Source organism: Sinorhizobium terangae (assembly GCF_009601505.1).
In the GTDB taxonomy this organism is placed as follows: Bacteria; Pseudomonadota; Alphaproteobacteria; order Rhizobiales; family Rhizobiaceae; genus Sinorhizobium; species Sinorhizobium terangae.
In genome coordinates this window covers 1-20,143 of record NZ_WITC01000134.1, presented here as the reverse complement: position 1 = coordinate 20,143, position 20,143 = coordinate 1, and the positions used below count along the sequence as shown (strand labels likewise).

The 20,143-nt window shown below is 62.8% G+C and carries 17 protein-coding genes and 1 pseudogene; 13 read left to right on the top strand and 5 right to left on the bottom strand.

The features are described from left to right. Positions 1–4 precede the first annotated feature (4 nt). Positions 5–709 carry a TetR/AcrR family transcriptional regulator gene (locus tag GHK62_RS32140; protein ID WP_153443052.1) on the top strand — a complete coding sequence of 235 codons (705 nt, stop codon included), beginning with the start codon at positions 5–7 and terminating at the stop codon, positions 707–709. Between the two features lie 10 nt (positions 710–719). On the opposite strand, the pseudogene GHK62_RS32135 reads toward GHK62_RS32140, so the two are convergent. Further along, positions 720–1,926 (bottom strand): annotated as a pseudogene (locus GHK62_RS32135) (BaiN/RdsA family NAD(P)/FAD-dependent oxidoreductase). 102 nt (positions 1,927–2,028) lie between these two features. After that, positions 2,029–3,072: a substrate-binding domain-containing protein gene (locus tag GHK62_RS32130; protein WP_153443048.1), complete on the bottom strand. Its 1,044-nt coding sequence runs from the start codon at positions 3,070–3,072 to the stop codon at positions 2,029–2,031. 393 nt (positions 3,073–3,465) lie between these two features. Between GHK62_RS32130 and GHK62_RS32125 the strand changes: the two genes are divergently transcribed. The 6 genes from GHK62_RS32125 (at position 3,466) to GHK62_RS32100 (ending at position 9,717) form a co-directional block, all read left to right on the top strand. After that, a complete protein-coding gene (locus GHK62_RS32125; protein WP_153443046.1) occupies positions 3,466–4,728 on the top strand; it encodes an ABC transporter substrate-binding protein in 1,263 nt (420 codons plus the stop codon). A 138-nt stretch (positions 4,729–4,866) separates the two neighbouring features. Further along, positions 4,867–5,850, top strand: a complete 984-nt coding sequence (locus GHK62_RS32120; RefSeq protein ID WP_153443044.1) for a carbohydrate ABC transporter permease — start codon at positions 4,867–4,869, stop codon at positions 5,848–5,850. Next, positions 5,850–6,680: a carbohydrate ABC transporter permease gene (locus GHK62_RS32115; protein WP_153443042.1), complete on the top strand. Its 831-nt coding sequence runs from the start codon at positions 5,850–5,852 to the stop codon at positions 6,678–6,680. The genes GHK62_RS32120 and GHK62_RS32115 overlap by 1 nt, the downstream gene beginning before the upstream one ends. Positions 6,681–6,742: 62 nt before the next feature. Next, positions 6,743–7,771, top strand: a complete 1,029-nt coding sequence (locus GHK62_RS32110; RefSeq protein ID WP_153443040.1) for an ABC transporter ATP-binding protein — start codon at positions 6,743–6,745, stop codon at positions 7,769–7,771. A gap of 69 nt (positions 7,772–7,840) precedes the next feature. After that, the gene (locus GHK62_RS32105; RefSeq protein WP_153443038.1) at positions 7,841–8,626 is read left to right on the top strand and encodes a ThuA domain-containing protein; all 786 of its coding nucleotides are present in this window, start codon (positions 7,841–7,843) and stop codon (positions 8,624–8,626) included. Positions 8,627–8,634: 8 nt separating this feature from the next. Further along, on the top strand, positions 8,635–9,717 hold the full coding sequence (locus GHK62_RS32100; protein WP_153443037.1) for a Gfo/Idh/MocA family protein: 1,083 nt from the start codon (positions 8,635–8,637) through the stop codon (positions 9,715–9,717). Between the two features lie 69 nt (positions 9,718–9,786). Here GHK62_RS32100 and GHK62_RS32095 read toward each other — a convergent pair whose 3' ends face one another. From GHK62_RS32095 to denD, 3 genes are read right to left on the bottom strand one after another with little or no spacing between them, the layout of a single operon-like run. Then, complete coding sequence (locus GHK62_RS32095; protein WP_153443035.1) at positions 9,787–11,571, bottom strand: IlvD/Edd family dehydratase; 1,785 nt, start codon at positions 11,569–11,571, stop codon at positions 9,787–9,789. Continuing rightward, positions 11,568–12,479 (bottom strand): NAD(P)-dependent oxidoreductase, encoded by a 912-nt coding sequence (locus GHK62_RS32090; protein WP_153443033.1) that lies wholly within the window; start codon positions 12,477–12,479, stop codon positions 11,568–11,570. Before GHK62_RS32090 ends, GHK62_RS32095 begins: the two co-directional genes overlap by 4 nt. Next, positions 12,479–13,462: a D-erythronate dehydrogenase gene (gene denD, locus GHK62_RS32085; protein ID WP_153443031.1), complete on the bottom strand. Its 984-nt coding sequence runs from the start codon at positions 13,460–13,462 to the stop codon at positions 12,479–12,481. The genes GHK62_RS32090 and denD overlap by 1 nt, the downstream gene beginning before the upstream one ends. 199 nt (positions 13,463–13,661) lie before the next feature. Here denD and GHK62_RS32080 point away from each other — a divergent pair, with 199 nt between their 5' ends. From GHK62_RS32080 to GHK62_RS32055, 6 genes are all read left to right on the top strand, one after another. Further along, positions 13,662–15,053 (top strand): FAD-binding oxidoreductase, encoded by a 1,392-nt coding sequence (locus GHK62_RS32080; RefSeq protein WP_380787167.1) that lies wholly within the window; start codon positions 13,662–13,664, stop codon positions 15,051–15,053. A 45-nt stretch (positions 15,054–15,098) separates the two neighbouring features. Next, the gene (locus tag GHK62_RS32075) at positions 15,099–15,806 is read left to right on the top strand and encodes a FadR/GntR family transcriptional regulator (protein ID WP_153443029.1); all 708 of its coding nucleotides are present in this window, start codon (positions 15,099–15,101) and stop codon (positions 15,804–15,806) included. Positions 15,807–16,011: 205 nt separating this feature from the next. Continuing rightward, a complete protein-coding gene (locus GHK62_RS32070) occupies positions 16,012–17,178 on the top strand; it encodes a fumarylacetoacetate hydrolase family protein (RefSeq protein WP_153443028.1) in 1,167 nt (388 codons plus the stop codon). A gap of 22 nt (positions 17,179–17,200) precedes the next feature. Next, entirely contained in the window at positions 17,201–17,734 is a 534-nt protein-coding gene (locus tag GHK62_RS32065; RefSeq protein WP_184108485.1) for a TRAP transporter small permease, read from the top strand. Next, entirely contained in the window at positions 17,734–19,011 is a 1,278-nt protein-coding gene (locus GHK62_RS32060; RefSeq protein WP_153443024.1) for a TRAP transporter large permease, read from the top strand. The genes GHK62_RS32065 and GHK62_RS32060 overlap by 1 nt, the downstream gene beginning before the upstream one ends. A 50-nt stretch (positions 19,012–19,061) precedes the next feature. After that, positions 19,062–20,066, top strand: coding sequence for a TRAP transporter substrate-binding protein (locus GHK62_RS32055; protein WP_153443022.1), 1,005 nt, complete (start codon positions 19,062–19,064; stop codon positions 20,064–20,066). The last annotated feature ends 77 nt before the right edge of the window (positions 20,067–20,143 follow it).

Genomic DNA, 20,143 nt, shown 5'->3' with positions numbered 1-20,143 from the left:
GGGCATGAAAAAACTTAAAGCGCCGCAACCGAAGCCGGGCGGCCCCACTCAGAAAGGCCAATGCGCCAAACGCGTCTCGATTTTGGACGCCGCTGCCGAAGTATTTTGCCGCGAAGGTTTTGCCGGCGCCAGCATTGACGAAATCGCGATGGAAGCCTGTGTCTCGCGGCAGACCGTCTATAACCACTACCGCGAAAAAGAGACGCTGTTCATGGCGGTCGTTCAGGACATTCTGGACCGCGCCAACGCCGCGTTGTTTTCGATTCTGGCGACCTTTCCCGACAACGGCGACAATCTCGAAGACGATCTGACCGCCTTTGCCGTTCGCCTCAACAAGAACTGCGTTTGCAATCACGACGGAAAGTTCATCCGCAAGCTGGTGCAGACGGAGGGCGAGCGTTATCCGCACCTCTTCGAGATCTGGCGCCAGCAAGGTCCGGGCAAGATCGGAACCGCCCTGGCGGCGCTCTTTGCCCGGCTTTCTCATGTCACGCGGCTGGATATCGACGACTTCGATCTCGCCGCCAAGCAGTTCCTTGCTCTGGTCAATGCCGATCTGCAGATGATCAGCTCCCTCGGCGGAGCGCCGACCGACGAGGAGCTCGAAAAGTCTGCGCGCGCAGCCGTGCGCACCTTCTTGCGCGCCTATGGCAGACGGCCGGCTCGAGAGGCTGGCGGCGTCGAAGAACTCCGCCCGGAGACTGCCTGAACGAAGTCTGTTATAACCGCAGCCAGGCCTCGATCCCGCGCCGCGGCGCGGCCCATGGCAAGGCAGGCAGTCAGCAGATAACCGCCGGTCGGCGCTTCCCAGTCGAGCATTTCGCCGGCGACGAACACGCCCGGTAGCGCCTTCAGCATATAGTCGTCATTGATGCTCTCGAAGCTGACGCCGCCTGCCGAGGATATCGCCTCTGCGATCGGCCGGGTTCTTAGAACCGGAATCGGCAAGGCCTTGATCAGGCTTGCGAGTTCATGCGGATCGGCCTGAAGGGCTGCAGGCGCCAGCTCCCGCACCAAGGCGGCCTTGACGCCTGAAAGGCGTGCGGCTTTGCGAAGACGGTTGGAGAAACTCGCCTTGCCTTGCTGCCGCTCAAAGTCGCGGGCAAGGCGTTCCACTGTTCGTCCGGGCACGAGGTCTAGCACGAGTGTGGCCTCGCTGTCGTGCTCGAGTCGGTCGCGCAGACCCGACGCATGGGCATAGACGAGGCTGCCCTCGACGCCGTGCCGCGTCACCACGAACTCGCCCGGAAAGACGCCGGCATCGGACGAAGCCGTCACCGATTTCAGCGGTTCGCCGGCGAAACGGTCGCGAAAGGTTTCGCTCCAGGCGACGTCGAAGCCGCAATTGGCGGGCCGAAAATCACTGATCGCAACGCCTTGGTCGCGCAGCAAGGCCAGCCAGCTAGCATCGGAGCCGAGCCGCGGCCAGCTTGCCCCGCCAAGCGCCAGCAGGGCCGCGTCGCAATGGACGACCGTTTGTCCCTCCGGCGTCTCGAAGGCGTAGCCCCCGTCCTCGAAACCCGACCAGCGATGACGGGTGCGAAGTTTGGTACCTTGCGCTTCCAGCCTGCGCAGCCAGGCGCGCAAGAGCGGGGACGCCTTCATGACCTTCGGAAAGACGCGGCCCGAGGAGCCGACGAAGGTTTCCGTGCCGAGCCCGGCTGCCCAGTCCCGCACGTCGTCCGGCGTGAAGGCGTCGAGGGCAGGGCGCAGCCGGTCCGACCCGGCGCCGAAACGCGTCCTGAAAAGGTTATAGTCCTCGGCGTGCGTGATGTTGAGGCCGGATTTGCCGGCGAGCAGGAACTTGCGCCCGACCGTCGGCATGCTGTCGTAGATCGTCACCGAATGGCCGAGGCCGGACAAAACCTCCGCCGCCATGAGGCCTGCCGGCCCACCGCCGATGATCGCGATCTCACTTGTCTTCATCTCTGCCTGTCTGACTTCGAATCTTTGCGCGCAGTCTTGGCCTGCCAAAGGGCAGGGCGCAAGGGCGTGTCGGCCGGCGCGATCGACGTTACCGGCGGATGGTCAGCCTGTTCTGTCCGGAATTGCGTTTGAGTGCGGCACCGGGCCGGTGGACTCGCGCAGGATGAGTTCGACCGGCCAGAGCTCGTGAATTTCGCTCGCGGGCCTCCCGCCCAGGAGTTGCAGCACGAGGTCTGCCGCTCGAGCCCCGGCGGCGCGGATGGAGGAGCGGGTCGCCGACAGCGACGGAACCATGTTATCGGCCGTCAGATAAGGGAAGACGTCGTCATGGGCGATGACGGAAATGTCGCGTCCGACGACGAGCCCGCGGGACCGCACCGCCCGATAGACCCCGAGCGCCGTCATCATCGAGCCCGCGACGAAGGCGGTGGGGCGCGGCGATTGCTCGAGCAAAGACCGCGCAAAGCGGAAACCGAGCTCATCCGTAAAGTGGCCGTGGACGACAAGGCGAGGGTCGAAGGCAATCCCGCGTTGTTCCAGCGCGTCGCGGTAACCCTTGTCGCGATGAAGCGAGAAGGTGAAGCCGGCGCCGCCATTGATCATCGCGATCTGCCTGTGGCCAAGGTCGAGGAGATGCGATGTTGCCCTGCGAATGGCGCCCTCGTTGTCGATGTCAAGCCAGGCATGCGGGACGTCAGTCTCCGACCTGCCGTGGACCAGGAACGGAACGCCGAGCTTGTGAAGGAGACCGATGCGCTCGTCATCGGGCTTCGGCGAATGGACGATGATGGCATCGACGCGGCCGCTGGTCACGAGCCGGCTATAGATCTGGATCTCGTCGCGCGTTTCCTGCTCGGCCACGGGGCTGACGAGGATGTCGATGTCCTCCCCGTCCAGCCGTTCGGCCATGCCGCTCATGAATTCGGAAAACTGGAACTCACCTTTGCGTCCCATGACGACGCCGATGGCCCCTGCCCGGCCGGTGACAAGTCGCACGGCATTGATGTTCGGGCGATAGCCGAGGCGGACGGCCTCTTCCGCCACGCGTTGGCGGGTCTTCTCGCTCACCTCCGGATAGCCGCTGAGCGCGCGGCTGACCGTCGTCGGCGAAAGGCCCAGTTGGCGGGCGAACTCCTTCAGTTTCATCTGGGCTCTTATTCCCTTAAACCCCGTTGCTTCCCTTAAACCCCGTTGCCCGATCAGGAATATACGCCTTCGTCGCCAGGGACAACCGATCGCGGATCGTCGGCTATGAGGCAGAATAAGGTCTTCGGGCCGGGCGACATCTAGCCAAAGCGTTTTAAATAAGTTTAAAAAGAGGTGATTTCCCGTGCGATTCTCTGAAGCTCTAACAAGAGTTGTAAACAGCATAACAATTTGAATCTAAACACATTGTTCAGGGATAATCAAATTTGCAGTGGGTGACGCATCCTGCATATTGACAAGTTTTACGCCTTCTGACAGCTTTTATCAGCCAAACCGTTTTCGAATTTGCTGAGGAGGCATCGAGCGGTTGGAGATCTGGAGGAGCGATCGACCATGACACTGCTGCTGAGGACCTTGACTGTTTTCGCCACACTCGGCGCTGCCGATCTGGCCGCTGCCGCGGAGCTCTCGCTTGCGGCCAATACCACCGGCAAGAATGTGAATTTCATGCGCGAACAGCTCGACCTGTTCGAGAAGCAGACGGGCCATAAGGTCAATCTCGTCACCATGCCGCCGTCGAGCAGCGAACAGTTCAGCCAGTATCGTTTGTGGCTCGCCGCCGGAAACAAGGATGTCGACGTCTACCAGACGGACGTCATTTGGGCGCCGCAGCTGGCGGACCAGTTCATCGACCTGACGGCAGCGACGAAGGACGTCGTCGGCGACCATTTCCCTTCGATCATTCAGTCGCAGACAGTCAATGGCAAGCTCGTCGCGCTGCCGATCTTCACCGACGCGCCGGCGCTCTACTACCGCAAGGACCTGCTCGAAAAATATGGCAGGACACCGCCGAAGACCTGGGATGAGCTGGCGGCAACCGCCAAGGAGATCCAGGAGAAGGAGCGCGCTGCGGGCCAGGCGGATATCTGGGGCTTTGTCTTCCAGGCGAACGCCTACGAGGGGCTTACCTGCAATGCGCTCGAATGGATCAAGTCCTCCAGCGGCGGCCAAATCGTCGAGCCGGACGGCACGATTTCCGTCAACAACGAAATGGCGGCCGCCGCCATAGATCGGGCCAAGGAATGGATCGGCACGATCGCACCGGAGGGCGTGCTCGCCTATCAGGAGGAGGAATCGCGCGGCGTCTGGCAGACGGGCAATGCCGTGTTCATGCGCAACTGGCCCTATGCCTATGCGCTTGGAAACGGCGATGACAGCGCCGTCAAGGGCAAGTTCGAGGTCATGCCGCTGCCGACCGCGAGCGACGGCGAGGAGCCTTCCTCCACACTCGGCGGCTGGAATCTCGCGGTTTCGAAATATACCGACGAGCAGGAGGCGGCGATCCAGCTGGTGAAGTTCCTTTCGTCGAAGACGGTACAGAAGGCGCGCGCCCTGCAGCTCTCGCAACTGCCGACGATTGCTTCGCTCTATGACGATCCGGACGTCGCGGCCGCGCAGCCCTTCATGCCGAACTGGAAACCGATCTTCGAGAGTGCTGTGCCGAGGCCGTCGGCCGTCACCAAGGTCAAATACAACGAGGTTTCCTCGAAGTTCTGGAGCGCCGTGCACAATACGCTCTCCGGCAACGGAACCGCCGCCGAGAATCTCGAACTACTCGAAATCGACCTGACCGAGCTCAAGGGCGACAGCTGGTAAGCCTCCCCGAGGCAGGCAAGCGCCGATAATTCGCATTCGCTTCCTTGCCTTGCAGCCGTCGCCGGGGGATGGCGGTCGGATCGGCCGCCATCCCCCTCGAAACCAGCGGCGAAAGCCGAACGCAGGGGAGCCTCAGTCATGACCGATCTTACCGTCGCGGATCCGCCGGCCGCACTCGCGAGCCGCCTGCACGTCCATTCAGACTTGAGAGCACAGCGCGTCCGCTCCGCGTGGGTCTTCCTGACGCCGACGCTTCTCGTGCTGGCGCTCGTCGCCGGATGGCCGCTCGTCAGGACGATCTATTTCAGCTTCACCACTGCATCGTTGACCAATCTCGCGGGCGCCGAGTTCATCGGCTTCGATAATTATCTCACCTGGATCACGCTGAAGAGCGGCCGCACCATCTATCGCGGGTTGCTCGCCGATCCCGTCTGGTGGAACGCCGTCTGGAACACGCTGAAGTTCACCTTGATTTCCGTCAGCATCGAGACGGTGCTCGGGCTCGTGGTGGCCTTGGTGCTGAACGCGCAATTTCCGGGGCGCGGACTGGTGCGGGCCGCCATACTCATCCCTTGGGCGATCCCGACGATAGTGTCGGCGAAGATGTGGGCCTGGATGCTCAACGACCAGTTCGGCATCCTGAACGACATACTGCTCGGCCTCGGGCTGATCAGCCAGAAGGTCGCCTGGACCGCCAATCCGGACACGGCAATGATCGCCGTTCTGATCGTCGACATCTGGAAGACGACGCCTTTCATGGCACTCCTCGTCCTCGCTGGCCTGCAGATGGTGCCGGGCGATATCTACGAGGCCGCGAAGATCGATGGTGTTCATCCGGTGAAGGTATTCTGGCGATTGACGCTGCCGCTCATTCGCCCGGCGCTGATGGTCGCGGTCATTTTCCGCATGCTCGACGCGCTGCGCATCTTCGACCTGATCTACGTGCTGACGCCGAACAATACGCAGACGAAGACGATGTCGGTGCTGGCGCGCGAGAACCTTTTCGATTTCGACAAGTTCGCCTACGGCGCCGCCGCCTCGACCATGCTCTTTCTCATCATTGCCGCGATCACCGTCCTTTACATGTGGTTCGGGCGGGTCAATTTTGAAGGAGAACGCTGATGGCCGTCATTGTCGCAAAGCGTGCCGCCTTTTACGCCCTGGTCGTCGTTATCATCGCGATCGCCGTCTTTCCCTTCTATTATGCGGTGCTGACGAGCCTCAAATCCGGGACTGCACTCTTCCGCGTCGATTATTGGCCGACGGAACTCTCCCTTGCCAATTACAAAAGCGTCGTCTCGCATGGCAGTTTTCTGCGCAATCTCGGGAATTCGCTGCTGGTCGCGACCTCGGTCGTCGCCATCTCCCTGCTGTTTGCCGTGACCGCCGCCTATGCGCTCGGGCGGGTGCGGTTTCGCGGACGGGCCCTGCTGCTACTCACCATCCTGTCGGTGTCGATGTTTCCGCAGATCGCGGTGCTTGCTGGCCTGTTTGAGCTCGTCCGCTCCGTCGGCATCTTCAACACGCCGCTGGCGCTGATCTTCTCCTACATGATCTTCACGCTTCCGTTCACCGTCTGGGTCCTCACTACCTTCATGCGCGACCTGCCGGTCGAGATCGAGGAAGCGGCGATCGTCGACGGCGCCTCGCCCTGGGTGATCATCACCCGCGTCTTCATGCCGCTGATGTGGCCGGCGCTGGTGACGACGGGACTGCTCGCCTTCATCGCCGCCTGGAACGAGTTCCTTTTTGCGCTGACATTCACCTCGTCGGACACGCAGCGCACCGTGCCGGTCGCCATTGCGTTGCTCTCGGGCAGCAGCAACTTCGAAATCCCCTGGGGCAACATCATGGCCGCGTCTGTGATCGTCACGGTGCCGCTGGTCGTCCTGGTGCTGATCTTTCAGCGGCGGATCATATCCGGCCTCACGGCCGGTGGCGTCAAAGGCTAGGGCGGACGAGGAAAACTGTGGGCGGCTTCCCACTCGCATCCCGCTTGATTTAGGAGAAGGAAATGGCAGAGCTACAGTTGCGGGACATTCGCAAGTCCTTTGGTTCCTTCGAGGTCATCAAGGGCGTCAGCATGGATATCCGGACGGGCGAGTTCATGGTTTTCGTCGGGCCGTCCGGCTGCGGCAAGTCGACTTTGCTCCGGCTGATTTCGGGCCTCGAGGAAATCACCTCGGGAACGCTTGCCTTCGACGGTGAGGTCGTCAATCAACTTGCTCCGTCCCGCCGCGGTATTGCCATGGTGTTTCAGTCTTATGCGCTTTATCCGCACATGAACGTTTTCGACAATATGGCCTTCGGCATGCAGCTCGCCGGCAAGGACAAGGAACATTGCAGGAAAAGGGTCGAGGCGGCGGCCGAAATGCTGCAGCTTACCCCCTATCTCAAGCGCCTGCCCCGCCAGCTCTCCGGCGGGCAGCGGCAGCGCGTGGCGATCGGCCGCGCGATCGTGCGCGACCCCACGGTCTTCCTGTTCGACGAACCGCTTTCCAATCTCGATGCGGCGCTGCGTGTGGCGACCCGCATCGAGATCGCAAAACTCCACCGCAGCATGCACAACACGACGATGATCTACGTGACGCACGACCAGGTGGAGGCGATGACGCTTGCCGACCGGATCTGCGTCCTGAGGGACGGGCTTGTCGAGCAGATCGGCACGCCGCTCGAACTCTATGAAAGCCCGAACTCGATCTTTGTCGCCGGCTTCATAGGCTCGCCGAAAATGAACTTTCTGGAGGGCGCCTTCGCGGAGCCCTATAAGGCGCAGACGATCGGCGTCAGGGCGGAGCATCTGGAAATCGTCGAGAACGCCGGGCAGTGGAGCGGCACGGTCGTCCACGCCGAGATGCTCGGTTCCGACAGCTATGTTTATATTGACATCGGCGCCGGCGAGCCGTTGATCGTCCGGGAAAGAGGGATCTCCAGGCATCATCCCGGACAAACCGTGGAGATTTCCCCGGCCGCCGGCCACATTCATCGCTTCGATGCGGCAGGACGCGCGATCGGCCGCACGGAATTACGCGGCGCGGCATAATCCCGCCACAAGTTAGCCACCAGACAAATGCATCCGGCAGCGGATGCCGAAACCACGAGGAGAATGACCTTGGCTATCAACACCATCGTGTGGGGTGAGAACATCCACGAGCAGACGAATGCGGTGGTTCGGGAGATTTACCCGAACGGCATGCACAACACGATCGCGGCGGCGCTGAACGAGGACGTGGCGATTGCCGCGACGACGGCGACGTTGCAGGAGCCGGAGCACGGCTTGAGCGACGAACGGCTGGCTTCGACCGACGTGCTCGTCTGGTGGGGCCACAAGGACCACGGCGCCGTCGACGATCGCGTCGTCGAGCGCGTGGCCAAGCGCGTGTGGGAAGGCATGGGGCTGATCGTGCTCCATTCCGGCCATTTCTCCAAGGTGTTCAAGCGGCTGATGGGCACGCCCTGCGCGCTCAAATGGCGCGAGGCGGGCGAGCGCGAGCGCGTCTGGGTCGTCAACCCGCGCCACCCGATCGCCGCCGGTCTCGGCGAGAATTTCGTGCTGGAAAACGAGGAGATGTATGGCGAACAATTCTCCGTGCCGGAGCCGCTGGAGACGGTGTTCATCTCCTGGTTTGCCGGCGGCGAGGTGTTTCGCTCGGGGCTGACCTGGCGGCGCGGTGCCGGCAACATCTTCTATTTCCGTCCCGGTCACGAAACCTATCCCACCTATCACGATGCGACGGTGCAGACGGTGCTGCGCAACGCGGTAAAATGGGCGCACAATCCGCAGGGCACGTACAAGGCGATCCACGAGGCGCCGAACGTGCCGGTGGAGAAGGCGCTGGAGCCGATCGTCGAGCGGGGGCCGAAGCTCCACCAGGCCGGCGAAGCAGGATATCGATGAGGTCCATCATGCGTTTGCTTATTCTCGGAACCGGCGGCATGGCCAACAGCCATGCGCTAGCATTTGCCAAGATCGAGGGCGTCGAGCTTGTCGCCGCCGTCGATGTCGACCCGTCGCGGGCGCGCGCCTTCGCCGAAATGCACGGCATCGACCGTGTCTTCACGTCGCTCGAGGACGCGATCGCCTGGGGCGAATTCGACGCGGCGACCAACGTCACGCCGGACAAGGCCCATCATCCGACGACGCTGGCCCTGATCGCCGCCGGCAAGCACGTGCTGTGCGAAAAGCCGCTGGCGGAAAACTACGAGAAGGCCGCCGAAATGGCCGCAGCGGCGGAGCGCGCCGGTGTCGTCAACATGGTGAACCTCACCTACCGCAATGTGGCGCCGCTTCAGCGGGCACGCGAGCTGGTGCTTGCGGGCGAGATCGGCGGGGTGCGCCATCTCGAAGCCTCCTACTTGCAGAGCTGGCTGGTGTCGAAGGCCTGGGGCGACTGGGCGAGCGAATCGAAATGGCTGTGGCGGCTGTCGACCAAGCACGGCTCAAACGGCGTGCTCGGCGATGTCGGGATCCATATCCTCGATTTTGCCGGCTATGGCGCCGGCAGTGCGGTCGAGCGGGTCTTTGCCCGGCTGAAGGCGTTCGACAAGGCGCCCGACAACCGCATCGGCGAATACGACCTCGATGCGAATGACAGCTTCGCGATGACGGCGGAGTTCGAAAACGGCGCGATGGGCGTGATCCATGCCAGCCGCTGGGCGACGGGTCATCTTAACGAGCTGAGGCTGAGGCTGCACGGCGACAAGGGCGCGCTGGAGGTGATCCATACGCCGGACGGCTCGCGCCTCAAGGCCTGTCTGGGCCCCGATGTCGAAAAGGCGATCTGGCGCGAGCTCGACGCCGGGACGGTGCCGACCAATTACCAGCGCTTTGCCGCGGCGGTCGCCGAACGCCAGGCGGTCGATCCCGACTTCCGCCACGCCGCAAATCTCCAGAAGGTGCTCGATGTCGCCATCGAGACCGAAAAGGAACGGCGCGAACTGGATGTCGAGGACACGCCTTCGGTCGAGGAACAGCGCGCTGTAGGTTGATGGGCAGGTCGAACAGGAGAGGCAACGGCGATCGCACGGGGGCCTTTGCCCCGTGCGGTCGCGAGATCGTTAGTGGTTGTGCCGCGGCGGCGTCCTGGAGATCTGGCGGAACGCGTCCGCATCCCTGATCGTTGCGCCGTCGGCGAGCTCAGTCACGGTCTGGCGGTAGATCATCTGCCAGGGTGTGGCGTCACCCGGTACCTTCGGAATGCCCTCGGCCTTGCGGCGCTCGATCTCGGCGTCGTCCACCAGCATGTCGCAGAGGCCTTTGTTGAAGTCGATGCGGATGGTGTCGCCGGTGCGTACCCAGGCAAGGCCGCCGCCGGCGGCGCTTTCGGGCGAGGCGTTGAGGATCGACGGGCTGTCTGCCGTACCCGACTGGCGGCCGTCGCCGATCGTCGGAAGGCTCATGATGCCGCGCTTCAGCAGATGATCCGGCGGCTGCATGTTGACCACTTCGGCCGAGCCTGGCCAACCCTTGGGACCGGCGCCGCGGATCACCAGGATGCAGTTCTCGTCGATATCGAGCGAGGGATCGTTGATCCGCTTGTGATAGTCCTCGGATCCGTCGAAGACGATGGCGCGACCCTCGAACACGCCCTCGCGTCCCGGCTCCTGCAGATAGCGCTGGCGGAAGCTGTCGGAAACCACGCTCATCTTCATGATGGCGAAGTCGAAGAGATTGCCCTTGAGGACGAGGAAGCCCGCGCGTTCGCGCAGCGGCTCGGCAAAAGGCCGGATCACTTCGCGGTCGTCGGATTCTCGGCCTTCAAGGTTTTCTGCCATGGTCTTGCCGGTGACCGTCGGACAGCCGCCGTCGATCTTGCCGGCCTTGAGCAACTCCCACATGATCGCGGGCACACCGCCGGCACGATGGAAACGTTCGCCGAGATAGGCACCCGCCGGCTGGACATTGGCGAGCAGGGGTATGTCGTAGCCATGGACCTGCCAATCGTCCGGGTTGAGCGTTACGCCCGCATGCTTGGCCATCGCCATCAGGTGCGGCTGGGCATTGGTCGAGCCGCCGATGGCAGAATTGACCTTGATCGCGTTCAGGAATGCCTCGCGCGTCAGGATGTCGGACGGCTTGATGTCTTCCAGCACGAGCTCGACGGCGCGCCGGCCGGTGCGATAGGCCATCTGGCCGCGTTCGCGGTAGGCTGCCGGGATCGCCGCACAGCCGGTCAGCGACATGCCGAGCGCTTCGGCCATGGCGTTCATCGTGGAAGCCGTGCCCATGGTGTTGCAATGGCCAACCGAGGGCGCGGAATCGAGGGCCGCTTCGAGGAACTGCTTGCGGGTTATTTCGCCGGCGGCATATTTGCGGCGCGAACGCCAGATCACGGTGCCGGAGCCGACGAGATCGCCGTCGTTCCAGCCGTCGAGCATCGGTCCGCCGGAAAAGACGATGGCCGGAATGTCGACGGTTGAGGCGGCCATCAGCGCCGAGGGCGTGGTCTTGTCACAGCCGGTCGTCAGGATCACGCCGTCGAGCGGATAGCCGTAAAGGATCTCGACCAGTCCGAGATAGGCGAGGTTGCGGTCGAGCGCCGCCGTCGGCCGCTTGCAGTTCTCGAACAGCGGATGGGTCGGGAACTCGATCGGAATGCCGCCGGCATCGCGGATGCCGTCGCGCAGGCGCTTCGCCAGCTCCAGATGGTGGCGGTTGCAGGGGTTGAGGTCGCTGCCCGACTGGGCAATGCCGATGATCGGTTTGCCGGACCTCAGCTCTTCCGGTGTGGTGCCGTAGTTCATGAAGCGCTCCAGGTAGAGCGCAGTCAGGTCCAGGTGCTCTGGATTATCGAACCAGTCCTGCGAGCGCAGCCGTCGGGTGGCCTTCTTGTCGTCGGTCATTGATTGTCCTTCCGTTCGCTGCCGTTGACCTTCTCCAGATGCAATAGAAGCGCGCTGTGATCCTTTTCGCCGCCGCCGTCGGCGACGAAGTCACGGAATTCGCTGCGCACCATGGCCGTCAACGGCAATTCCAGATTGAGGAGATCGGCCATGGCGGCAACCGCGTCCAGGTCCTTCAACTGCAGCCGAGAGGGGCCGCCGGGAGCGAAGGTGCGGTTCACCATGCGGGCGCCGTGCAGGTCAAGAATCCGGCTTTCGGCGAAGCCGCCGCGAATGGCGTCGCGGAACCTGCCGCGATCCGCGCCGCCGGCTTCCACGAGGATCATCGCCTCGGCAACCGCGCCGATCGTGATGGCGACGATCTGCTGGTTGGCCAGCTTGCAGATCTGGCCGGCGCCGGCGGGGCCGACATGCGTGACGCGGCCAAGCGCGGCAAAGACGTCCGTAAGGCCGGCGATAACCTCGGCCTCGCCGCCGGCCATGATGGCGAGCGTCCCGGCTTCGGCGCCGACGACGCCGCCGGAGACCGGGGCGTCGACGTGGGCGACGTTGACCCCAGCGAGGCGGGCGGCGTGATCGCGGGCGATCGGCGGGGCGATCGACGAGGAATCGACGACGATCGCGCCGGCCTTCAGCACATCGGCGACGCCGGCTTCGAACAGAACCTGGCCGACCGCGTTCCCATCACTCAGCATGGTGAAGACGATGTCGGCATCACGTGCAGCGTCGGCGGCCGTCGCGGCTATGTTTGCGCCATCGGCCGCCAAGGCTTCGGCCTTGGAGGCGTCACGGTTCCAGACGGTGACGGGAAAACCTGCCTTCAGCAGGCGGCGCGCCATCGGCGCGCCCATGAGCCCGGTGCCGAGAAAGGCAATGCGCCGGGACGCGGTCGCTTTCTCCGCGGTCATCAGAGCTTGCCTCCCAATTCGTCCTCGATGTGGACCTTGATGATCTCGTCGAAGGACTTTTCAGCGGTGAAACCGAGTTCGATGGCGCGCTTGGCTTCGAAACCGGGCGCCCAGCCGGCGCACATGCGCATGATCATCTCGTCGGGTTCGCGACGGATCAGCGACACGGCCTTCTCGCCAGCTACGCGGCGCAGAGCCTCGATCTGTTCGCCGACGGTGGCGCTGAGGCCCGGCATCGAAAGATTGCGGCGCGGGCCGACCTTTTCGACGTCGATGGTCGCGCCGTGAATCAGGAAGCCGACGGCCGAGCGCGGCGAGGCGTGCCAGTGGCGGACGTCCTCGGAGACCGGAAGTACGGCTTCCAGGCCGACCAGCGGCTCACGCAGGATGTTGGAGAAGAAGCCGGAGGCAGCCTTGTTCGGCTTCCCCGGACGGATGCAGATGGTCGGAAGGCGGATGCCGATGCCGTCGAAGAAGCCGCGACGCGAATAGTCCGACAGCAAGAGTTCGCAGATCGCCTTCTGGGTGCCGTAGCTGGTCAGCGGCGTGGTGTGGAACTCGTCCGGGATCGGGTAGGGCAGGGGAGCGCCGAAGACGGCGATCGACGAGGTGAAGACGACACGCGGCTTGTAGCCGTCCTGGCCGTGGGCGATGCGGATCGCGTCCAACAGGTAACGGGTGCCGTCGAGGTTGATGCGGTAGCCCTTGTCGAAGTCGAGTTCGGCTTCGCCCGACACGATGGCGGCGAGGTGGAAGATCACATCCGGCCGTCCGGCAACGAGGCGCTCGGCTTCGCCGGCAGACGAAAGGTCAACGGTTTCAAGGATCGTCTTGCCGGTGAAACCCGCCGGCGCTTCCGGGGTGACGACGTCGACCAGCGTCATCGCTTCGATGGCGCGGCCGTCCAGGTTTCCGTCCTTTGCAAGACGTGCCGTGAGCTTGCGACCCACCATGCCGGCGGCGCCGATGATCAGAATGTGCATGTGATTACTCCTCCATGCTTTCGTTCGCACCTTCCGACGAAGGTGCGCACCACTCAACCGAAAAAAGCCATTGTAAGGTTGTCTGATAACCTTATATGATGCGTTTGAAAACAGAATAATTGGTGTCCCGCACAGGTCGTCGGCGCCGGGGCGGGAGGGGCATGTGAGCGTGAGCATCCAGTCGTATCAGCAGAAATTCGTGGACGCCCTCGGGGCAGACCTGGTCCTCCTCGGGAAAGAGATGGAGCGCTATTGTCGAGACTGGCACGGCGACGTGACCACCGGAGCGATCGCCGTCCTTCGTCCGCGCTCCACCGAGGATGTCTCGAAGGCGGTGCGCGTCTGCGCAGAACTCGGCGTCGCGATCGTGCCGCAGGGCGGCAACACCGGCCTTGTGCTGGGTGCGACGCCGGATGCGCCGGAAAACCAGGTCGTGCTCAGCCTCGAGCGCATGAGTACCATCCGCCGGATTGACGCCGACGATTTTTCGGCGGTCGTCGAGGCGGGCACTATCCTTTCCGAATTCAAGGACAAGGTCGAGGAAGCCGGAATGTTCTTTCCGCTCGCGCTCGGTGCGCAGGGGTCCTGCCGAATCGGCGGCAATGTCTCCACCAATGCCGGCGGCATCAATGTCCTGCGCTACGGCATGACGCGCGAACTGGTGCTGGGGCTGGAAGTCGTCCTGCCCGACGGTTCGGTTTTCGAAGGCTTGTCGACGCTGCGCAAGGACAATCGCGGCATCGATCTGAAGCAACTGTTCATCGGAGCCGAAGGTACGCTCGGGATCATTACGGCGGTCGCGGTGAAGCTGATGCCGATGCCGGATCAGGTGGTCACCGCCCTTCTGGGATTGAATTCGCTCGACGACGTGATCGCGCTCTACCGCCGTGCCCGCCGCGACTGCTGCGACCTCCTGTCGGCTTTCGAGTTCATGCCGCCGCTCGCCTTCACGCTGGCGCGCGAGGCGATGCCGGACCTCGCCATGCCGATGTCGGGCGACCACCCGGCCTATGCGCTGCTCGAAATCTCGGGCTCGGGGCTGGTCGATGTGTCGGATCTGATGGAGCGCTTCCTTGAAGGTGTCATGGGCGACGGTCTCGTGGTCGACGGGGTGGTCGCCACGTCCAAGGCGCAGGCACGCAATCTCTGGCTTTTCCGCGAGGGCATGAACGAAGGGCAAGCCAAGCGCGGTCCGCACTTGCGCACCGACGTTTCCGTTCCGCTGTCGCGGCTCGCCGACTTCGTGCGTGATGCCGAGAAGGCCGTTTACGACGCACTTCCGGAATGCGTCTGCGTCTCCTACGGCCATGTCGGCGACGGCAACGTGCATCTGAACGTGCTGCCGCCGGGTGACCTGCCGCGCAGTGAGATCGATGCGCGGATCTACAGGGCGAAGAAGATCATCAACGACGTGCTCGACGGCCATCACGGCTCGATCAGTGCCGAGCATGGCATCGGTCGCTTGAAGAAATCCGACTTCGACACGCGTCTCACCGAGGTTCGGCGCAAGCTGCTGACCGCGGCGAAGACGGCGATCGATCCGGATCTTCGGATGAACCCCGGTTGCCAATTGAGTTTCGCGAGGGATTGATGGAAAACCCTCACGTGACGCGGAGGAGGCGGGACGTAAAAGACGATGGAATTCGGACATATCAGGCGAAATGAACATCTGCCGGCGCGCATTGCCGGTCAGATTGCGCGCGACATCACCGAGGGCCGGATGCGTCCGGGCGAAAAGCTGCCGACCGAACACTTTCTGGCGAAGGCGTTGGGCGTGAGCCGGTCCGTGGTACGTGAGGCGATTGCGCAGCTGCGCAATGAAGGACTGGTGGAGACGCGCCAGGGTGTCGGTGCCTTCGTCACCGAGCCTCACGCACGACCGATCCGCATCGAGCAGGATGAGCTCGCCGACCGCGAAAGTTTCCGTGATCTCTTTCAGTTGCGTGTGCCGCTGGAGATCGAGGCCGCGGGCCTGGCCGCGCTGCACCATACGGCCGACGACCTTCAGCGTATCGACGAAGCGCTCGCCGGCATGAGCGGCGCGGAAAAATGGACGGCGGAAGGCATCCTCGCCGACCTTGCGTTTCACCGCGCGGTGGCCGCCGCGACCGGAAACGAATACTTCTCGGTCTTCATCGGGTTCATCGCGGAGCGCATCAGTGTGGCGATCAATGCCGCGCGGGCGGCCGCGGTTCTGGAGGAGATCGTCGAGGTGACGATCGAGGAGCACGTCGCCTTGCGCGATGCCATTGCCAGCCGGGATCCGAAGCGGGCGAGGGAGGCGATGAAGGCGCACCTGTTGGGGGCGGCGAGGCGGCTCGACCTGACGCTCGAGGCCTATTGAGCTCGCATTTGATCAAGCCAATCGTCGAGAGTCTGTGGAAATTGTGAGGACAGTCTCAAGCGTGGCGGCTTTTTGAGCAAGTCGTGATTTTGAACGCTGGACAGTGCGGCGGAGTCCGACTAAAACGATTCAGGAGCGTTGTCAGACATCCTGACAATAAGGCAAGGCAGCAGGAGGCCGCTGCCTGGGAGACATTCAAGGGAGGATGGACTTGGTTTCCAAGCATTCACTATCCGCGGCCGGAATTTTGCCGGAAGACGCAGCGCAGGCCGTTCTGGTCGGGCGTGTGTGGTCGAAGGCCGTCGATGGCCCATGTCCGGTCCTGCTGCGCGACGGACGTTTGCTTGACCTGACGACCGTCGCCGCCACCGTTTCCTTCCTGTTCGAGCAGGACGGGCTGGTCGACCGGCTGAAATCCGCGACCGGTCTCGCCGATCTCGGCTCCCTCGACGATTTCCTCTCCGGCAAGGCGGGCGAACTTCTGGCACCGATCGACCTTCAGTCGATCAAGGCGGCTGGCGTCACCTTCGCTGACAGCATGCTCGAGCGCGTGATCGAGGAGCAGGCCAAGGGCGATTCCTCCCGGGCACGCGAAATCCGCGACCGGCTGGCGCCGGTGCTCGGCGACAGCTTGCGCGGTCTCGTGGCCGGTTCGGAGCAGGCGGCAAAGGTCAAGGCGCTGCTGCAGGACATGAATCTCTGGTCGCAGTACCTCGAGGTCGGAATCGGCCCCGACGCCGAGATCTTCACCAAGTCGCAGCCCATGTCGTCCGTCGGCTGTGGCGACACGGTTGGCATTCATCCGATCTCGCAGTGGAACAATCCCGAGCCAGAAGTCGTGCTCGCAGTTCGTTCCGACGGCACGATCCTCGGCGCCACGCTCGGCAACGACGTGAACCTGCGTGATGTCGAAGGCCGTTCCGCCTTGCTGCTCGGCAAGGCGAAGGACAACAATGCGTCCTGCTCGATCGGTCCGTTCATTCGCCTGTTCGATGAGAACTTCACGATCGACGACCTGCGCAAGGTTCGCGTCTCGCTGCTGGTCAAGGGCGAGGACGGTTTCGAGATGGCCGGTGAAAGCCCGATGGAAGCGATCAGCCGCAGCCCGGAAAACCTGGTGTCGCAACTGCGCAACCGCAATCACCAGTATCCGGACGGTGCGGTGCTGTTCCTCGGCACCATGTTCGCGCCGGTGAAGGATCGCCGTGGCGTCGGACAAGGCTTCACGCACGAAGTGGGCGACCGGGTGGAAATATCGACGCCGAAGCTCGGGCGTCTGGTGAACTGGGTTGATCGCTGCGATGCCTGCCCGGAGTGGACCTTCGGGGTCGGCGCCCTCATGCGAAACCTCGCCAAGCGCGGCCTCTTGTAATTTTCGAACGGGGGAGGACCGAGTGCAAAAGCCAATCGATCTATTCTACAAAGCTCTCGAAATCCTGCTGATCATCCTTCTTTCGGGGATGGCCGTCATGGTTTTCGTCAACGTCGTCATGCGCTACTCCATGAATTCCGGCCTGACAGTGTCGGATGAACTGGCGCGCTACTTCTTCGTCTGGGTAACCTTCATCGGCGCCGTCGTGACCTTCCGCGAACACGGACACCTGGGCGTCGAATCGCTGGTCGCGACTCTCGGCCGCAAGGGGCGCATCGTCTGCATGATCCTCAGCAATCTGGTGATCATCGCCTGTTCGGCGATCTTCTTCTGGGGCACCTGGAAGCAGCTTCCGATCAACTGGAGCATGAAGGCGCCTGTGACCGGCCTGTCGATGGGCTTCGTCTACGGCATCGGCTTCTTTACCGGCGCCGGCTGCGTGATCATCGCGCTTGAACGTCTTGTTCGTCTCCTTACCGGTCGCGTGACCCAGGAAGAAATCGAGGCTTTCGCTGGCGAAAACCTCACTCTCGAACAGATGGCGGAGCGTAGCTGATGACCCTTTTCGTTTTTGTTGGTTCCCTGCTGGGAGCCATGGCGATCGGGGTGCCGGTTGCATTTTCGCTGATGTTCTGCGGCGTCGTGCTCATGTGGTACATGGGGATGTTCAACACCCAGATCATCGCCCAGAACATGATCGCCGGGGCTGACACCTTCACTCTGCTCGCCATTCCCTTCTTCATTCTGGCGGGCGAGCTGATGAATGCCGGCGGCCTTTCGCGCCGGATCATCGATTTCGCCATCGCCTGCGTGGGACACATTCGTGGCGGTCTCGGCATCGTGGCGATCGTCGCCGCGCTGATCATGGCCAGCATTTCCGGCTCCGCGGCCGCGGACACCGCCGCGCTCGCCGCCATCCTCATCCCGATGATGGCCAAGGCAGGCTACAATGTCCCGCGTTCGGCCGGTCTCATCGCCGCTGGCGGCATCATCGCACCGGTCATTCCGCCGTCCATGGCCTTCATCGTCTTCGGCGTCGCCGCCAACGTTTCGATCACGCAGCTCTTCATGGCCGGCATCGTTCCCGGCCTCATGATGGGCATTGCGTTGATCGGCACCTGGCTGATCGTCGTGCGCAAGGACAAGGTCGAGGCACTTCCGCGCGCGTCGATGAAGGAACGCCTCCAAGTGACCGGTCGGGCACTCTGGGCGCTCGGCATGCCGGTCATCATTCTCGGCGGCATCAAGGCGGGCATGGTCACCCCCACGGAAGCGGCCGTCGTCGCCGCGGCCTACGCCCTCTTCGTCGGCCTGTTCATTTACCGTGAGCTGACGTGGAAAGAGCTTCCGCGCGTGATCCTGCAGGCGGCAAAGACGACGTCCGTGATCATGTTCCTGGTCTGCGCCGCGCTCGTTTCCGCCTGGTTGATCACCGCCGCGAACATTCCGGCCGAGATCACCGGCTACATCGAACCGTTGATCGACCGTCCGATCCTGCTGATGTTCGTTGTCATGATCCTGGTACTGATCGTCGGCACCGCTCTGGACCTGACGCCGACGATTCTGATCCTGACGCCGGTACTCATGCCGATCATCAAGCAGGCAGGCATCGACCCGGTCTACTTCGGCGTCCTGTTCATCATGAACAACTGCATCGGTCTTCTGACCCCGCCGGTCGGCGTCGTTCTCAACGTCGTCAGCGGCGTCGGTCGTATCCCGCTCGGAAAGGTCACGGCGGGTGTGTGGCCGTTCCTCGCTGCGCAGACGATCGTGCTCTTTCTCCTGGTCCTGTTCCCGGACCTGGTCATCGTACCGGCGCGCTGGCTGCACTGACAGCCAGCACGACCAACCTTCTCACTCAGCCATCCATTGGGAGGATAATTATGAGAAAACTTCTACTTGCCACGACTGCTATCGCGTTCGCCTGCACGGCTTCGGCTCCGGCATTCGCCGAATTCAACGACCGCAACATCCGTGTGTCGAACGGCATCAACGCCGACCACCCGGTCGGCAATGGTATCGAGGCCATGCAGAAGTGCCTCGACGAAAAGTCCGGCGGCAAGCTCAAGCTGACGGCCTTCTGGGGCGGTGCGCTCGGCGGCGACCTGCAGGCCACCCAAGCGCTCCGTTCGGGCGTTCAGGAAGCCGTCGTGACCTCGTCGTCGCCGCTCGTCGGCATCGAGCCGGCTCTCGGCGTCTTCGACCTGCCCTTCCTCTTCGCCAATGCCCAGGAAGCCTACAAGGTTCTCGACGGCAAGTTCGGCAAGATGATGGACGAGAAGCTCGCAGCCGTCGGTCTCGTCAACCTCGCTTACTGGGAAAACGGCTTCCGTAACCTGTCGAACTCCGTCCGTCCGGTCACGAAGTGGGAAGACTTCTCGGGCCTGAAGGTCCGCGTCATGCAGAACAACATCTTCCTCGACACCTTCCAGAACCTCGGCGCCAACGCCACGCCGATGGCCTTCGGCGAAGTGTTCTCGGCTCTCGAAACCAAAACGATCGATGCCCAGGAAAACCCCTATGTGACGATCGACACCTCGAAGTTCTTCGAAGTGCAGAAGTACATCACCGAGACCAACCACGCCTACACGCCGTTCCTCTTCCTGTTCTCGAAGGCCATCTTCGACACTTACACCCCGGAAGAGCAGGCGGCCCTTCGTGAATGTGCCGTTGTCGGCCGCGACGTCGAGCGTCAGGTCATCGGCGACCTGAACAAGAAGTCGCTGGAGAAGATCAAGGCCGCGGGCCTCGAAGTGAACGTCCTGTCTCCCGAAGAACAGACCCGCATCCGCGAGAAGTCGATGGTCGTTTACCAAAAGCACATGGACGAGATCGGTGCTGACGTCGTGGACGCAGTCCTTGCCGAACTTTCCGAGATCCGCAAGTAATCTCCCTGCTGCATGTTTCCTTAAATCCTAGCCGATTTAAGGATAAAAACATGCAGCAATTCAAAGTGCTACAGCGT

Excerpts from the sequence above, each read along its gene's own strand:
- GHK62_RS32140 (WP_153443052.1), top strand. The coding sequence starts at position 5 with ATGAAAAAACTTAAAGCGCCGCAACCGAAGCCGGGCGGCCCCACTCAG.
- GHK62_RS32130 (WP_153443048.1), bottom strand. The coding sequence starts at position 3,072 with ATGAAACTGAAGGAGTTCGCCCGCCAACTGGGCCTTTCGCCGACGACG.
- GHK62_RS32125 (WP_153443046.1), top strand. The coding sequence starts at position 3,466 with ATGACACTGCTGCTGAGGACCTTGACTGTTTTCGCCACACTCGGCGCT.
- GHK62_RS32120 (WP_153443044.1), top strand. The coding sequence starts at position 4,867 with ATGACCGATCTTACCGTCGCGGATCCGCCGGCCGCACTCGCGAGCCGC.
- GHK62_RS32115 (WP_153443042.1), top strand. The coding sequence starts at position 5,850 with ATGGCCGTCATTGTCGCAAAGCGTGCCGCCTTTTACGCCCTGGTCGTC.
- GHK62_RS32110 (WP_153443040.1), top strand. The coding sequence starts at position 6,743 with ATGGCAGAGCTACAGTTGCGGGACATTCGCAAGTCCTTTGGTTCCTTC.
- GHK62_RS32100 (WP_153443037.1), top strand. The coding sequence starts at position 8,635 with ATGCGTTTGCTTATTCTCGGAACCGGCGGCATGGCCAACAGCCATGCG.
- GHK62_RS32095 (WP_153443035.1), bottom strand. The coding sequence starts at position 11,571 with ATGACCGACGACAAGAAGGCCACCCGACGGCTGCGCTCGCAGGACTGG.
- GHK62_RS32090 (WP_153443033.1), bottom strand. The coding sequence starts at position 12,479 with ATGACCGCGGAGAAAGCGACCGCGTCCCGGCGCATTGCCTTTCTCGGC.
- denD (WP_153443031.1), bottom strand. The coding sequence starts at position 13,462 with ATGCACATTCTGATCATCGGCGCCGCCGGCATGGTGGGTCGCAAGCTC.
- GHK62_RS32075 (WP_153443029.1), top strand. The coding sequence starts at position 15,099 with ATGGAATTCGGACATATCAGGCGAAATGAACATCTGCCGGCGCGCATT.
- GHK62_RS32070 (WP_153443028.1), top strand. The coding sequence starts at position 16,012 with ATGGACTTGGTTTCCAAGCATTCACTATCCGCGGCCGGAATTTTGCCG.
- GHK62_RS32060 (WP_153443024.1), top strand. The coding sequence starts at position 17,734 with ATGACCCTTTTCGTTTTTGTTGGTTCCCTGCTGGGAGCCATGGCGATC.
- GHK62_RS32055 (WP_153443022.1), top strand. The coding sequence starts at position 19,062 with ATGAGAAAACTTCTACTTGCCACGACTGCTATCGCGTTCGCCTGCACG.